This window comes from Nocardia abscessus (genome assembly GCF_015477775.1).
GTDB lineage: Bacteria > Actinomycetota > Actinomycetes > Mycobacteriales > Mycobacteriaceae > Nocardia > Nocardia abscessus_A.
Map to the genome: position 1 here is coordinate 217406 of NZ_JADLQO010000002.1, position 13051 is coordinate 230456.

A 13051-nucleotide genomic window follows, 5' to 3' on the forward strand; every position below is an offset into this window, starting at 1 on the left:
GTTCGGCAACGCCGCACATCGCGGCTTGTTCAGCGTCCGGCCCGCCCTGGTTCAGTCGGAGCGATCGCGTCCGAAGCCCATTGCGAATAGTACACCGATCGGTGTAACTTCACAGAAGTACACCGAACGGTTTACATGCATCTAGGAGTATGACAATGACTTCCCTCGTCGACCAGACGGTGCTGGTTACCGGAGCCAACCGCGGCATGGGCCGCCAGTACGTCGAGCAACTACTCGACCGTGGTGTTGCAAGGGTCTATGCCGCCGCCCGCGACCCACAGACAATCCCCGTGGCGGACCCACGCATCGTTCCGCTGCGGCTGGATGTCACGAATGCAATGTCGGTCGCCGAAGCGGCCGAGACCGCAACCGATGTCAGTGTTCTGATCAACAACGCCGGCATCGCCCGCGGGGCCTCGGTGCTCGACAGGTCCACGGACCTGCTTCGCGCGGAACTCGAAACGAACCTGTTCGGTCCGCTCGCGCTGGCTTCCGCGTTCGCCGATGGGATCGCCGAGCGCTCCGGCGCCATCGTCAACGTCTCGTCGGTTCTCGCATGGCTTCCCGTCGGCGCGAGCTACGGCGTATCGAAAGCGGCGATATGGAGCGCAACAGATTCCATGCGCACCGAACTCGCCCCACGAGGGGTCCAGGTGATGGGTGTCTATATGGGGCTCGTCGATACCGACATGGCCAAGTTCTCGGATTCGCCGAAGTCCGATCCCGCGGATGTGGTTCGCCAAGTGCTCGACGGCATCGAGGCCGGCGACACGGAGGTATTGACCGACGAGCTGAGCCGTCGGGCACGCGCATGGTTGAGCGAACCCGTGGAGGACCGGCTCGCGCGGCTCATGAGCAGCTCACGGACGTCGCGGTAACGTTCACCACACGCAATAACCCGGTTAGAGATCCCGCCGCATCTTCCCACTGCTACCGAACATATTCCGCGCAACGCCATGGGCAAGTGGCCGGGCTAACGCTCCAAGGCCACCACGCTTCGCATCCATCACCCGAGAGGTCGAGAAGGCAGGTGACATGAAGGCGTTCATTGTCGAGTCCTACGGCGAGAACGGACTACGGGCCGCAGATGTACCCGAGCCCAGCGTGGGCCGTCGTGACGTTCTGGTCCAAGTCCGCGCCGCCGGCATCAACCCGCTCGACAAGATGGTCCGCAACGGCGAGTTCAAGCAACTGCTGAAGTACACAAGGCCCTTCATACTCGGACACGACGTCTCCGGTGTCGTGACCGAAGTCGGCGCAGACGTGCACGCCTTCACAGTCGGCGACGAGGTGTATTCCAGACCGCGAGACCTTCGGATCGGCACCTTCGCCGAGTTCATCGCGATAGACGAGGACGATGTAGCACTCAAGCCTCGCTCCTTGTCGTTCGACGAGGCCGCTGCCGTACCGCTGGTCGCGCTGGCCGCCTGGCAGGCACTCGTCGACCTCGCCCACCTTCAGCCGGGCCAGAAGGTCCTCATCCACGCCGGTGCGGGCGGCCTCGGCTCGACCGCCATCCAGGTCGCCAAGCATCTGGGCGCCTACGTCGCCACCACGGCCCGCACCAACGACATCGACAAGGTCCGCAGCTTGGGCGCCGACCAAGTCATCGACTTCACCGAACAGGACTTCTCCGAGATCCTCACCGGATACGACGTCGCGCTGGACTCGCTCGGGGGCACCAATCTGGAGAAGTCCCTGACCATACTGAAGCGGGGCGGGCTCGCCATCAGCGTAGTCGGCCCACCCGACCCCTCCTTCGCCAGACAAATCGGCCAACCGCTCCTCGCCCCGGTCATGGCACTGTTGAGCCGCAAGATCCGCAAGCAGGCGAAGAAACACGGAGTGCGCTACTCGTTCTTCTTCATGAAGGCCAACGGTGCACAACTCAACGAACTGGCCTCGCTGTATGACAGCGGCGTCCTGCGGCCGGTGCTCGACCGCACCTTCCCCTTCGACCAGGCACTCGAGGCGATGGCGTACGTCGAACAGGGCCGCGCCGACGGCAAGATCGTCATCACACGATGAGCCAGGCCACCACCCCCGAACTGCAAACACCCCCAACGTTAGGCATCGTCGCCGGTAGGTCACGTGCGGTGAGCGCCGTGCCCGCCCTCGATCTCCAGAAAGCGTTGGACGGGTACTAATCCAGTGCACACAGGAGGCTTCAGGTCCGGGGGAAGTGAACGTCTCGAGTCGGTAGCCGCACCCCGGAGGGATCGATCTCGGCGCGCAATCCCCGCCAGCTCGGATGTCGCAAGGCGCCGACATACTCTCGATGCTCGACGGTGCCCACCAGCTGTGGTCTAACCCACCGCGCCACCGTCGTCCGCCAGGATGGTGTCGATCGGTCGAACGGGCTGTCGGTTGTGGTCAATGCCTTCAACCGCTCGAGCAGTGCCCGGCGCGCTGCCACTGTGAAGCCGGTGCCGACGTGCCCGACGTAGACCAAACGGTCCGACTCGTCATAGGCACCCAGGATCAAGGACCCGAGCGCGCCACGCTCGCCGCCGCCGCTGCTGGGAACCCAGCCGGCGATCACCACCTCTGTCGTCTGGCGGATCGCCGTCTTCAGCCACAGCCGCGAGCGCGTCCCGGGCCGGTACACGGAGTCGACGCGTTTGCTGACCACACCTTCCAGCCGGTGGGAGGCGGCGGTGTCGAGCATGGTGTCGACCGGGATGTCGGTCCAGTACGGCGGGACGCGTACCCCGGCACCGGTGAGGTCGAGTTCTCCCAGGCGGGCGCGCCGCTCGACATACGACAGGGCCAGGGAGCTGGCGCCGTCGAGTTCGAGCAGGTCGAACACGAACAGCTGCACCGGCACCGCCCGCACCAGTTCGCGGGCAGGCCGGGTCAGATGCATGCGCTGCTGTAGCCGGGCGAACGACGGCGCGCCGGTAGCCGGGTCGAGGGCGACGATCTCACCGTCGAGGATCATGTCGATGCCGGGCGGGCGCTGCGCGAGTCCTGCGGTCAACTCCGGATAGCACACAGTGACGTTGTTGCAGTTGCGACTGAACAATTCCACCCCCTCACCGACCAGACGGCAAATGGCGCGCATCCCGTCCCACTTCATCTCGATCGCCCTTCTCTGAACTACTGAGCGCGCTGAAGGATTGGGCGTCGACCGCAGAGGTCACTACCGCAGCGCGCCGCAGCAACCGGGTAGGCCAGCCCGCGCCTATGTTGCTAATCGCGACCGCACTAATAGTGCCGATGACATTCAGTTGTCTGCGACGCTGTTCGTCGCCGAACCAGATGCTGACGGCGCCATCAGCGTCGCGGATCAGTTCGCTGTCGGACAGGCCAGGCCGAGACACGTCCAGCGAGCCCTCTCGTCGTACTCGATGACCGAGAAGTGGCTGCCTGAGTTCAGGCAGTCGGGCTGTGCCAGTCCTGCCGCGCTGCCCACTGCTCGAGGGATGTCGTGGTCAGGCCGTAGCGGGCGGCATGGTGGGGGCGTGCGGGGCAGCCGACGCGGTCGGTCCACGTATCACCCCACGCCGATGGTGCACCGACGCGCTCGATTTGCTCCTCCGAGGAGATGAAAACGGCAGTGATTTCGCGACCGGTGGCCTTGGAGAGGGTGTCGGCGATTTCGGATTGCGTCAGGGCGTCGCCGGCGAGTTCGATCTCGGCTTCGTGGAACTTGTCGGGATCGGCCACGGCGGCGACCGCTCCGAAATCGTCCGCGCTGATCATCACCAACACGGCCTCCGGGCTTGCCGAGGTGACCAGCTTGCCCTGCGACAGCTCGGGGAACTTAAAAGCAATCTTCGACGGCAGGAAGTAGTTGTCCATGAAGAAGGCGGGCTTGAGGATGGTCCAGCGATCGAGACCCGCCTGCCGGATCACCTCTTCCGCGGCTTCCTTCTCGTCCCAGTACGCCTTCATCACCGGGTCGGTGATGTTGTCGGTCAACACCTGGAAACGAGCACCGATCGAACTCGCCACGACCACACCCCCGAGCGATCCAACCCACCAATTGGGAGTCAGAACCTAGTTCACCACCTCGAACTCGCCCGCCCGCCAGGTCTTGTCGAAGAAGGGCTGTAGCTGCGCAGAACGGCGAACCAGCCCTTGTCGGGGTCGGTCTGGATCCAGTTTCCGGCGGCGACGCCGTCGGGCCGTGCGGGCGAGCAGTACACCACGGTGGAGCCGTCGGCCTCGGCCTCGGCAGCGGGTGAGGGGAATGCCTGGCTACCGGCCCGAGGGTAGAGCTGTTCGGTTTGCAGCAGGGAGCGGGTCTGGTTGTGATTGAGGTTCAGCGACCAGAAGCGGGCGGCGGGGATGTCCTTCGGGAGCCTCACCCGGTAGGTCTTCGCACCGTTGAAGGGCTCGCCGTCGGCGTCGAGGTTGGCGATCAGGTATTGCGATCCGACGCCGGTCAGCCGCATGCACATGGCAGGGGTGATGGCGGTGGCGGTGTAGAACATCGCGGTGCGGGAGTGCAGTCGGCGGGCGCCCTTGTTCGGGTAGGGCACGACGCCTTCCGGAGTGATGTCGGGCGGTGGGTTGGTGAACTCGAACCCGCCGACGAACAGCATGTTCCACCAGGCGGTGTCACCGTCGTAGTAGCGGAAGCCCTCGGTCGGGGACGCGCCCATCCCGATCGTCCGGGACGCGGCGTTGCCGACGGCCGCGGCGTCGTCGAGTAGAAGAACAAGGTCCGCACGTTCAACTTCTTCGCCCCGCCGGACGGGAACGGCTTGATCCCTTCCTCGGTGACCAGCGGCGGCGGGGTCTCGAAGGTGTATCCACCGGGGAAGAGCATGTTGGTCCACGCCGAGTTCGGGTAGAACCGCACACCTTCGGACTCGCGCGCATCGAACAGCAACGCACGAGCGGTCGCGTGCCCCACCGCGGCAGCTTCGTCGAGGATTTTCCGCATTCGCTCATCAGGTGCGAACGGCTGGCCTTTCACGATGCCGATCGCGGCCAGCACTCCCGTGGTCTCGGCGTCGGTAGCCGTCGCGGGCTGCTCCTGGATCATCGCGTTGAGCAACTCGTAGAAACCGAAATCCGACGGGGGGATCGTGTTGAACGCTTTGCCGCTGGCCTCGAGGAACTGCGTCTCGGGCGGCTCGACCGCGGTGCCTGCGGGAACCTTGCCTTCCAGCAGGGTCGCGACGCTCGAGCCGTAACCTCCGGGCGTGTACGGGTAGACCCTCAAGGTGCGCTTGATCACCTCGACCGTGGGCTTGGGATCGTTGTCCTGAAGGAACGATCGGCCGATGAAAAGTACCTGGTTGGTATTCGAATGCCCGACATGGAAACCGCTGTCGGGCAGCGGTCCGTCGTATCCCGGGGGAAGGAGCAGGAACTTGCCGCCCTGTCCACGGTCGGGACCGGGCAGACCGAAGTCGATGATCCAGTGGAACCACATGTCATCGAAGATGCCCAGCGCGTTGGGTGGGGTCTCGACCACCATCGGCCCGCTGGTGAGGTCGATGATGCCGAGGTAGTAGACAGTGTCAGCGTTGGCGGTCAGGAACAGTGACCGGGAATCCATCAACTCCGAAAAGATCACGATCGTGTTGTCCTTGGCGCCGATACTCTGGAGACCTTCGCGCAGCGCCCAGGTCGATGCCCCCTGAAAGCGTTGAGGAACACCTCGACCCCCCGGATCAGATCCAGGTTGTCATAGTCCTTGTCGACGGTCTCAGCGCTGGGAACACCGTCGGTGAAATCCAGAGCCCCGATGGGCGCCTTCTGGCGTGCCACCGACCTCGTCCGCGAACATCGCGGTGACAGCCACGTCATCTCCTGGGCGGTCGCCGGTGTCGACGCGGTCGAAATACTGCTGCTGACCGAACAATGGTGGGGCCTGCCCGCCCGCTCCTACACACCATCACGCGGCTGGACCACCACCGACATGGACGCAGGATTCCAACGACTCACCCAACGCGGACTCATGACCTCCGACGAGAAACTCACCGACGCGGGCCGCGCATTCCGCGAGGAAATCGAAGTACGCACCGACGAACTCGAACACCCCCTACTCGACGAACTCGGCGACGACCTCGACGAACTGCTCTCCTACCTCGACCCCTGGTCCGAAGCCATCATCACCGGCGGCTCCTACCCCACACGAATCGCCGGAATCTACAACGTCGGCGGCGGACCACACTTCGGCCACGGCTTGACCATCGACACCGCCGCCCAGCAATACGAGCACAAGGTCTGACCAATCGCAGCGCGAGGACCGATCTCAGTCCCGTGTCAGGACGAGGGCACGGTTCAGGCGCCCCGGTGTGGGCGCAGCGCGATCACCTCACCACTTCCGCCGCCTCCGGCACCGTGGAAACCGGTTTTCAGTGGGCGATAGACAGTCAGCTCCGGCGGGACGGGCCGCAGCGTTCGAGCCGTGAAGATACTCGGAGTTGCGGCTGGAGTTCGGTGTAGACCGGCCCGCGGGGGACGTCGAAGCTATGGTGGGGGAGGCAGCCCGGCCACGTTGCGCATGGCCGCGCGGCCGCGGCGGGCGGCGGATTCGTCATCGAGCAGCTGGATTTCCTCGTTGACCGCCATGGAGATGCCGATGAGCACGGTGGCGATCTCCTCGGGGGGACGATGCGGAGCGGACGTTTCGTCTTGTGCCGCAGCGATTTCGGCGGTGAGGAACGCGCGCCAGTCGGCAACGACCTCCCGCAGACGATCCCGCAACATTCCGTGCCGCCCATCGAGTTCGGTCGATGCAGCGGTGACGAAACACCCTCCGGGAAAAGGGCATTCGGCCAGGTAATCGATCCAAGCATCGATCAGTCTTACCAGGCGAGCCGCGCCGGGAGACATCGCTGCCAGTGGGGCGAGAACTGCTGTCCGAAAGACTTGGCCGGCCTGTTCGAGTGCGGCGTTCTGCAGGTTTTCGCGAGATCCGAAGGGGCCGACGACACCTGCCTTACTCATTGCGAGCCGGTCGGCGAGCGACCCGATCGTGAGACCTGCCAAACCGATGCGCGACGCCTCCTCGACCGCGGCCTGCACGATCCGATCCCGGGTGCGGGCGGCCTCGGCGACTGAGCTGCGTGGGGACATCAATCCATCATAGCGTTCGATCGTTCGCTATCCTTATAGCGAACGATCGGACGCTAATGAGAGAGTGTGCTGGTGAGTGATCTGCTACGACTCGACGCGACGGCCTTGGCGCTGATCGCACACGATGTGGCCACTGTCGCCGACGCAGACATGGACGCGCCGACTCCGTGTGCGGGCTGGACCGTCGCGGACCTTATAAGTCACATGAACGAACGCCACGAGGCTGTCATCGCGTCTATCTCGGCGCCGATCGACGACCACGCCGACAATCCCCGCGACGATTTCGCGCGTACAGCCGCACGGTGGGTGGTCGCGATGGAACAGACCGGCGATGTCGTGAACCTGCCGCAGCGCGGCCCGCTGGCGACCGACACCGTGCTCTCGGTCCATTTCGTCGACATGCTCGTGCACCGCTGGGACCTGTCCCGTGCGTTGTCCCGCTCCTGCCCGGTCCCGGACCGTCTCACCGCCCTCGCATTGCCGATCGCTCGGTCGATCACCGCGCCGGGCAGCGTGCTCAACGGCCCGGATGGCGTCTACCGGCCCCCGGTGGAGCCGGATCGACCGCTGCCCGTACTGGACGCCATCGCAGCCCTTCTCGGCCGCGATCCCCACTGGGAGCGCCAACGCGAATACCGCTGACAGCCGAGCACCACGCCAGTATGCCTTGCCCCGGACCGCGATCAGCGCTTCGTCACCTGAGCCTGCGACTTCGACACCGGCATCGCCAGCCGCCCGCGCAGAAGTCGGTGCCCGTCAGCAGGACGGCGCCGATCTCCGCGCCGTGATCACGCAGCGCACGGTGGCCTCGTCGATCAGGGTCGAATCCATCGACGTGCGCACTCGGCGCCTTCATCGAGCATCGCGAGTGGGGCCCAGGGTGGGGGCCGAGCCGGGGTCGCGCGGTGGCGGCGGTCCGAGCATGATCCGGTCCAGTTCGGCGCGCAGCTGGCCTACCGTGTGCTGTCCGCCTGAGCCGGGGAGTTCGGTGACGATCCGCTGGGCGAGGGCGTGCACGCGCACGCCGGTGTTCTGCGAACACGACCGCAGCAACGCGAACGCTCGCTCGTCGCCGATTCCGTACAGCAACATCACGATGCCTTTGGCCTGCTCGATCACCGCACGGGTGGCGTCGAACGCGAACCGTTCGACATCGTCCGACGGCCTGGGCTCGGTATCCACACCCCCACGCATACCCGGCGTCAGCCCGGAAGTAAACAACCTCAATCGAAGGAAAAAAACTACACCGAGGGATGTAGACATTATGGGAGCCTCGGTATACAGTCGCTCTCGTTGGAGATGAGAAGTCTGGTTGGCCGGGCAGGTGAACTGCCCGGAAGCAGGATTCACCATCCCCTCCGGCGGAGAAGAGAACCTGGTGCAGTCGGCCGGGCCGCCGGAGGGGATGACGAAATACCGCAGACAGGTCCGTCGATCCGGGAGGTGGTCGCTGAGAGAGTTACCGAAACCCCTCCGTGCCCGGGAAGAAGTGCGGGCGCGGTGTTCGACGTCGGCTCTGCAGGTCGGCGGATGGAACTGAAATCAAACCCCTTCGAAAGTCCCGAGGCCCCGGCGCATAGTGCGCCGGGGCCCGATGGCGTTGACCCCGAGAGGTGTTGTGGACCAACCGAAAACGAACCCCACCAGCGGCTCCAGTGCAGGGGACCGGCTCGATGACGATGACTACCCCGCCTACAGCATGGGCCGGGCCGCGGAAATCCTCGGCGTCACCCCCGCCTTCCTACGCGGCCTCGACGCCGCCGAGCTATTGACACCACAGCGCTCCGATGGCGGGCACCGCCGCTACTCCCGCTACCAACTGCGCCTGGCCGCACGGGTCCGCCAACTCGTGGACGACGGCAGCACCCTCGAGGCAGCCGCGCGCATCGTCATTCTCGAAGACCAACTCGCCGAAGCTCAACGCCTCAACACCGAACTCCGACACACCCTCGACCAGCGCACCGACACCAGTTACCCCGAATGAACCCGGGTACCGGTTACCGAGCACCTCCGAGCTGATCGCTGAGCCGCAGCCGTAAATCTTCCCCTTCACCTCGCGTGCGCTCGCCCACGCCGGGTATCACGTTCGCACGGCGAACATCGCACACTCGATTGCACCCGAATCCGAGCAGACCGCTGCGCTCCGGCCACGGTCCGGACGATCGAAGGAGAGCGTCATGTCGGCGCGACACCGCACCTATCTCGTCCGTCTCGACCCGCAGCTGCACCGCGAAAGTGCGACCCAGAGGGGTGTTCGAGGGGCGTTCTTCGACTGGCTGCAGACCGTCGACGCCGAGGTCGTCGAGCTGTGCGGCGCCGATCGCGTCGTCATCTCCTCCGCACCGGAAGTAGCCGACCAGGTCAGAGACCTGGAGCATGTTCTGGCCGTCGAGCCGTACGAATAGCGAACGCTTGCGCTGTCGAAGGCTCGGGCTGCGGGACTTCACCGAGGCCGACACGCCCGCCCAACGGCGTCGGCCCCGCACGGGATCGACGGCGCTCGATCGGCGGACGGGGATGTGTCGGTGTGCGGCGCTACTGTGACCGAGTGAACCGGACCGATCGGTTGTACGCGATAGTCGAAGAGCTGCGGGCGATCTCGCCGCGACTGCGCAGCGCGCGCGAGTTGGCCGAGCGGTACGAGGTGAGCGTCCGGACGATCGAACGGGATATCTGCGCGCTGCAGCAGGCCGGTATTCCGATCTACGCCGATGTCGGCAGGCGCGGCGGTTACGCGCTGGACAAAAGCATGTCCTTGCCGCCGCTGAATCTCACACCCGCGGAGACCGTCGCGCTGGCGGTCGCGCTGGCCCGCCATCGTGGTGGCCCGTTCGAGCGGGCGGGCCACAGCGCGCTGCGCAAGATCGTGGCGGTGCTGCCGGAACGCGACGCGGTCGCCGCCCGAGACCTCGCCGCGCGGATCCGATTGCTGTCCAGCGACGCACAGCCCGACCGCGAGATCCCGGCGGTGATCGAGCGAGCCATCGAAATCGGCAGGGTGCTGCGGATCGGCTACCTCGACCGGTTCGGCGCGCACACCGAACGCGAGGTCGAGCCGTTCGCGCTGGTGCACGGGCCCAACGGCTGGTACCTGGCGGCTCGGTGCAGGATGCGCGACAGCCCGCGCTGTTTCCGTCTGGATCGGATCACGTCGGCGGCGGCAACCGAACTGTCCGCGCCGCATCGCCAGTTCGACGGGTCGGCCTGGGACATCCCGGATACCGGGCTTCGAGTCGTCGCGCTCTGAGCCGATTCGAAAACACCGACAGGGGGTTGTCGCCGGGGCGGGAGATCGTGGTTCGGCAAGACCACGACCTCGAGATTCCGGAGACGATCAATGAGCACTCCCCCGTACAACACGGTGACCTGGTTCCAGGTCGGCAGCGACAAGCCCGAGCAGATCAAGGAGTTCTACGGCGAGCTGTTCGGCTGGTCCTTCAGCCCGTACCCGAGCGGCGACGACGGGTACGAACTGATCCACTACCCCGGCAGCGAGGCTCCGAGCGGCGGTGTCGCGCACACGCCGGACAGCGTGGCCAATCACGCCACCTTCCTGGTGGTCGTCGAGGATGTCGCGGCCACCGTGGCGGCAGCCGAGGCCTTGGGCGCCAAGGTGCTGACCGCGCCCGTCACCAGCGCGGATGGTCTGGTATCAGCCGATCTGCTGGACACCTCCGGCAATCATTTCGGCGTGTTCAGCCCCGCGCCGACGGCGTGATCGAACGGTGAACTCGTCTCCCGGCGCATCGTCCGACGATGTGCCGGGAGGAGATTCGTCTGGTTTCCGGGCGCGGGGAACGATCAACTCAATTGAGCGACGGCCGCTGCGCCGATTTTGTGATCGGTGATCGAGGAGACCGCGCCGGATACTCCCAGCGCACCGACAACCGTTCCACGGACCCGGATGACCACACCACCGCCATTGGGCACCAGCGCGTGCGCACCCGATCGTGGTGGTTCGCCGAACAGCGACTGTCCTTGCGGTGCGGAGGTCATGTGCACGGTGTCGAAACCCAGCGCAATGGCCGCGTCTGCTTTGTGTTTCGCGACATCGTTCGCCTGCGGGGGCGCACCGTCCATACGCGCACTGGCCACCAGACTCCCGCCGGCTTCCACGACGGCAAGGCAGACGGACTCGCCGAGTTCGGTCGCCGCCTTACGAGCCGCAGCAATCACCGAGCCGGCCTGATCGAGCGATATCGCCATAGGAGCATTGTCTCCTGAGGGCATTCGAGATAGCGTCCTCCGCTACGGCTCTTCAACTTGCTCGTGACGGTCGCTCGCGTTCTGCGCGCCGAAGCAGATTCCGACCTCAAGGACCGAGAATGGCGCGGATCTGGTTCGTGGCTCGTCGCGCGATCTCCTCGTCGACGATCGCGACCGGTTCGTCGGCCCCGGCGAACCACTGCGGGCCGACGGTGAACGGTGCGCCGGTGAGGGCGACGCCGACCGGGCCGAGTTCGCAGATGATGGCGTCGCCGGACAGCGGGTCGGAGACCACTTCGACGATGATGTACTGCCGCCGGATCCGGTTGTAATCGTCGGAGCTGACGATCAGGCACAGCATTCCGCCGGGCAGCACCGAACCCGACGGGGCGTGCCAGACCTCGCCGAATCGGGGAGCGGCCATCAGCCGGCCGCGCGGCGCTGGGCGATGAGGCCCGCGGTCAGCGTGGTCGCGTGGTCCGGGGTGTATCCGGCGGCGTTCAGCGTGGCGCTGTCGGCGGCGATGCGGCGGCGCAGGTCATCGCGGCGCACCAGCTGGGCAAGGTAGGCGGAGCGGTCCAAGCCTTCCTCCTCCGCGCGGCGGACCAGGATTTCCAGGGTCTCGTCATCGAACGATACCGATGTCTTCCGTCCAGCCATACCGCCGAGCGTACCGCTGACAGCGGTAGATGTCTCCGGCCGTGTGATGGTCACCGCGCCGGTTCGACTTGACCTCAACCGTCCTCGAGGTTCAACAATCCGGAGAATGAGCATTCTGTTCCACAACACCATGCGGATCACCGACGGTCATCTCGAGCAGTTCACGACGGCTGTGCAGCGGGCGGTGGCGTTCGTCGAGGAGCATGGCCCACAGCTGATGGTGCAGGTCTTTGTCGACGAAGAACGCGGCCTGGCCCATAGTTTCCAGCTCTATCCCGACTCCCCAGCCGTACTCGCGCATTGGAAGATGTCCGATCCCTACATCCAGGACGTCATGGCGCACTGCAGTGTCCAGTCGTTCGAGACCTACGGCGAGATGTCCGACGAGGTCCTCGCCGGGCTGCGTTCGGGACCGGCCGGCGAGGCGCCGGTACGGCCGATGCTCACCGGCTTCATCCGGTTCTGAATATCCGCACGGCTGGTCCACTACCTCGGCGCGGGCACAGCCGGCCTGCGGGCCGACCCGGACCGCTTTCGGGACTCCAGCGTGTCGGCGCGAGGATCGCCATCCCCGCCTGGAGCCACCGCTCTGCTGACCGCTGCGCGCGGCTCGGGTCCGGCGCCGGTCCCCGACGCCGTGGGCGGTGGCTCGAAGGTGGGGCGCCCGCTGTCTCCAGGGGCGGTCGACGCCGAATTCGACCAGTTCGCCGTAGGTTTCGGGTCGCACAGGGCTGAGCGCGAGGTCGAGCAGCGCTTTCGCTGCCTGGGCGAGGCTGTGCGCCTGGTTCATATCGTCGAACCGATACTCGCCGCCGGATGGTTCGGTGCCGATCAAGGCCAGTCGTAGCGCCAGATGAGTGTTTCGGACAAGAATCTGATCTTCTTGCCCATGTTGACGCTCACAGCGGATCCGTAGATTCAGCGTTCGAACAAACACGCACCGAACGGAGTTCGATATGGAGATCGCCCCCGGCGGCGTCAACGGCCGCACAGGCGGCCGCCGCACTGCAGAATCGGTTCGACCGGGTATCCGGCCGGTCCTCGCCGGACCGGACGGCGACCGACCGAGGTCGATCGCCGCAGACACCGGCTCCGAGATCGGAATCGCCGTGCGCGACGACCGCGAGGGCTCGGGTCGATGAGC

General features: G+C 65.7%; 18 protein-coding genes. 9 read left to right on the top strand and 9 right to left on the bottom strand.

The annotated features are described in order from the left end of the window. The first annotated feature begins 155 nt into the window (after window positions 1–155). Together IU450_RS06520 and IU450_RS06525 are read left to right on the top strand one after the other, a co-directional pair. Window positions 156–878, top strand: a complete 723-nt coding sequence (locus IU450_RS06520; protein WP_195148884.1) for an SDR family oxidoreductase — start codon at window positions 156–158, stop codon at window positions 876–878. A gap of 157 nt (window positions 879–1035) precedes the next feature. Further along, entirely contained in the window at window positions 1036–2028 is a 993-nt protein-coding gene (locus IU450_RS06525; RefSeq protein ID WP_195148885.1) for an NADP-dependent oxidoreductase, read from the top strand. Window positions 2029–2167: 139 nt separating this feature from the next. Here IU450_RS06525 and IU450_RS06530 read toward each other — a convergent pair whose 3' ends face one another. The 4 genes from IU450_RS06530 to IU450_RS06545 all read right to left on the bottom strand — a co-directional run bounded on the left by IU450_RS06530 (window position 2168) and on the right by IU450_RS06545 (window position 5533). Beyond that, window positions 2168–3079, bottom strand: a complete 912-nt coding sequence (locus tag IU450_RS06530) for an ATP-dependent DNA ligase (protein WP_195148886.1) — start codon at window positions 3077–3079, stop codon at window positions 2168–2170. 296 nt (window positions 3080–3375) lie between these two features. Continuing rightward, the gene (locus IU450_RS06535; RefSeq protein ID WP_324197566.1) at window positions 3376–3963 is read right to left on the bottom strand and encodes an NmrA family NAD(P)-binding protein; all 588 of its coding nucleotides are present in this window, start codon (window positions 3961–3963) and stop codon (window positions 3376–3378) included. A 44-nt stretch (window positions 3964–4007) separates the two neighbouring features. Further along, window positions 4008–4439 carry a DUF1214 domain-containing protein gene (locus tag IU450_RS06540; protein ID WP_195148888.1) on the bottom strand — a complete coding sequence of 144 codons (432 nt, stop codon included), beginning with the start codon at window positions 4437–4439 and terminating at the stop codon, window positions 4008–4010. After that, window positions 4391–5533 carry a DUF1254 domain-containing protein gene (locus IU450_RS06545; protein ID WP_324197567.1) on the bottom strand — a complete coding sequence of 381 codons (1143 nt, stop codon included), beginning with the start codon at window positions 5531–5533 and terminating at the stop codon, window positions 4391–4393. The genes IU450_RS06540 and IU450_RS06545 overlap by 49 nt, the downstream gene beginning before the upstream one ends. A 153-nt stretch (window positions 5534–5686) precedes the next feature. On the opposite strand from IU450_RS06545, the gene IU450_RS06550 reads away from it, so the two are divergent. Then, window positions 5687–6190 carry a helix-turn-helix domain-containing protein gene (locus tag IU450_RS06550; RefSeq protein ID WP_195149642.1) on the top strand — a complete coding sequence of 168 codons (504 nt, stop codon included), beginning with the start codon at window positions 5687–5689 and terminating at the stop codon, window positions 6188–6190. A gap of 242 nt (window positions 6191–6432) precedes the next feature. On the opposite strand, the gene IU450_RS06555 is transcribed toward IU450_RS06550, so the two are convergent. Continuing rightward, on the bottom strand, window positions 6433–6990 hold the full coding sequence (locus IU450_RS06555) for a TetR/AcrR family transcriptional regulator (protein WP_324197568.1): 558 nt from the start codon (window positions 6988–6990) through the stop codon (window positions 6433–6435). A 123-nt stretch (window positions 6991–7113) separates the two neighbouring features. Here IU450_RS06555 and IU450_RS06560 point away from each other — a divergent pair, with 123 nt between their 5' ends. Further along, entirely contained in the window at window positions 7114–7683 is a 570-nt protein-coding gene (locus tag IU450_RS06560) for a TIGR03086 family metal-binding protein (protein ID WP_195148890.1), read from the top strand. A gap of 210 nt (window positions 7684–7893) precedes the next feature. Here IU450_RS06560 and IU450_RS06565 read toward each other — a convergent pair whose 3' ends face one another. Further along, complete coding sequence (locus tag IU450_RS06565) at window positions 7894–8223, bottom strand: ANTAR domain-containing protein (protein ID WP_195148891.1); 330 nt, start codon at window positions 8221–8223, stop codon at window positions 7894–7896. Between the two features lie 436 nt (window positions 8224–8659). On the opposite strand from IU450_RS06565, the gene IU450_RS06570 reads away from it, so the two are divergent. The 4 genes from IU450_RS06570 (at window position 8660) to IU450_RS06585 (ending at window position 10759) form a co-directional block, all read left to right on the top strand. Then, window positions 8660–9025: a MerR family transcriptional regulator gene (locus IU450_RS06570; protein ID WP_324197569.1), complete on the top strand. Its 366-nt coding sequence runs from the start codon at window positions 8660–8662 to the stop codon at window positions 9023–9025. A 193-nt stretch (window positions 9026–9218) separates the two neighbouring features. Further along, the gene (locus IU450_RS06575) at window positions 9219–9446 is read left to right on the top strand and encodes a hypothetical protein (RefSeq protein WP_195148893.1); all 228 of its coding nucleotides are present in this window, start codon (window positions 9219–9221) and stop codon (window positions 9444–9446) included. Window positions 9447–9589: 143 nt separating this feature from the next. Then, window positions 9590–10288 (top strand): helix-turn-helix transcriptional regulator, encoded by a 699-nt coding sequence (locus IU450_RS06580; RefSeq protein ID WP_195148894.1) that lies wholly within the window; start codon window positions 9590–9592, stop codon window positions 10286–10288. Window positions 10289–10378: 90 nt separating this feature from the next. Then, window positions 10379–10759 (top strand): VOC family protein, encoded by a 381-nt coding sequence (locus IU450_RS06585; protein WP_195148895.1) that lies wholly within the window; start codon window positions 10379–10381, stop codon window positions 10757–10759. Window positions 10760–10842: 83 nt separating this feature from the next. Here the strand turns inward: IU450_RS06585 and IU450_RS06590 are convergent, their stop codons facing one another. From IU450_RS06590 to IU450_RS06600, 3 genes are all read right to left on the bottom strand, one after another. After that, a complete protein-coding gene (locus tag IU450_RS06590) occupies window positions 10843–11247 on the bottom strand; it encodes a GlcG/HbpS family heme-binding protein (protein WP_195148896.1) in 405 nt (134 codons plus the stop codon). A 106-nt stretch (window positions 11248–11353) separates the two neighbouring features. Further along, complete coding sequence (locus IU450_RS06595; RefSeq protein ID WP_195148897.1) at window positions 11354–11671, bottom strand: hypothetical protein; 318 nt, start codon at window positions 11669–11671, stop codon at window positions 11354–11356. Further along, entirely contained in the window at window positions 11671–11907 is a 237-nt protein-coding gene (locus tag IU450_RS06600) for a hypothetical protein (protein WP_195148898.1), read from the bottom strand. Before IU450_RS06600 ends, IU450_RS06595 begins: the two co-directional genes overlap by 1 nt. Window positions 11908–12013: 106 nt before the next feature. Between IU450_RS06600 and IU450_RS06605 the strand changes: the two genes are divergently transcribed. Continuing rightward, window positions 12014–12373 (top strand): hypothetical protein, encoded by a 360-nt coding sequence (locus IU450_RS06605; RefSeq protein WP_195148899.1) that lies wholly within the window; start codon window positions 12014–12016, stop codon window positions 12371–12373. Window positions 12374–13051: the final 678 nt, after the last annotated feature.

Coding starts and splice junctions, on each gene's coding strand:
- IU450_RS06525 (WP_195148885.1), top strand. CDS start 1,036: ATGAAGGCGTTCATTGTCGAGTCCTACGGCGAGAACGGACTACGGGCC.
- IU450_RS06520 (WP_195148884.1), top strand. CDS start 156: ATGACTTCCCTCGTCGACCAGACGGTGCTGGTTACCGGAGCCAACCGC.
- IU450_RS06605 (WP_195148899.1), top strand. CDS start 12,014: ATGAGCATTCTGTTCCACAACACCATGCGGATCACCGACGGTCATCTC.
- IU450_RS06595 (WP_195148897.1), bottom strand. CDS start 11,671: ATGGCCGCTCCCCGATTCGGCGAGGTCTGGCACGCCCCGTCGGGTTCG.
- IU450_RS06590 (WP_195148896.1), bottom strand. CDS start 11,247: ATGGCGATATCGCTCGATCAGGCCGGCTCGGTGATTGCTGCGGCTCGT.
- IU450_RS06585 (WP_195148895.1), top strand. CDS start 10,379: ATGAGCACTCCCCCGTACAACACGGTGACCTGGTTCCAGGTCGGCAGC.
- IU450_RS06530 (WP_195148886.1), bottom strand. CDS start 3,079: ATGAAGTGGGACGGGATGCGCGCCATTTGCCGTCTGGTCGGTGAGGGG.
- IU450_RS06575 (WP_195148893.1), top strand. CDS start 9,219: ATGTCGGCGCGACACCGCACCTATCTCGTCCGTCTCGACCCGCAGCTG.
- IU450_RS06600 (WP_195148898.1), bottom strand. CDS start 11,907: ATGGCTGGACGGAAGACATCGGTATCGTTCGATGACGAGACCCTGGAA.
- IU450_RS06540 (WP_195148888.1), bottom strand. CDS start 4,439: ATGTTCTACACCGCCACCGCCATCACCCCTGCCATGTGCATGCGGCTG.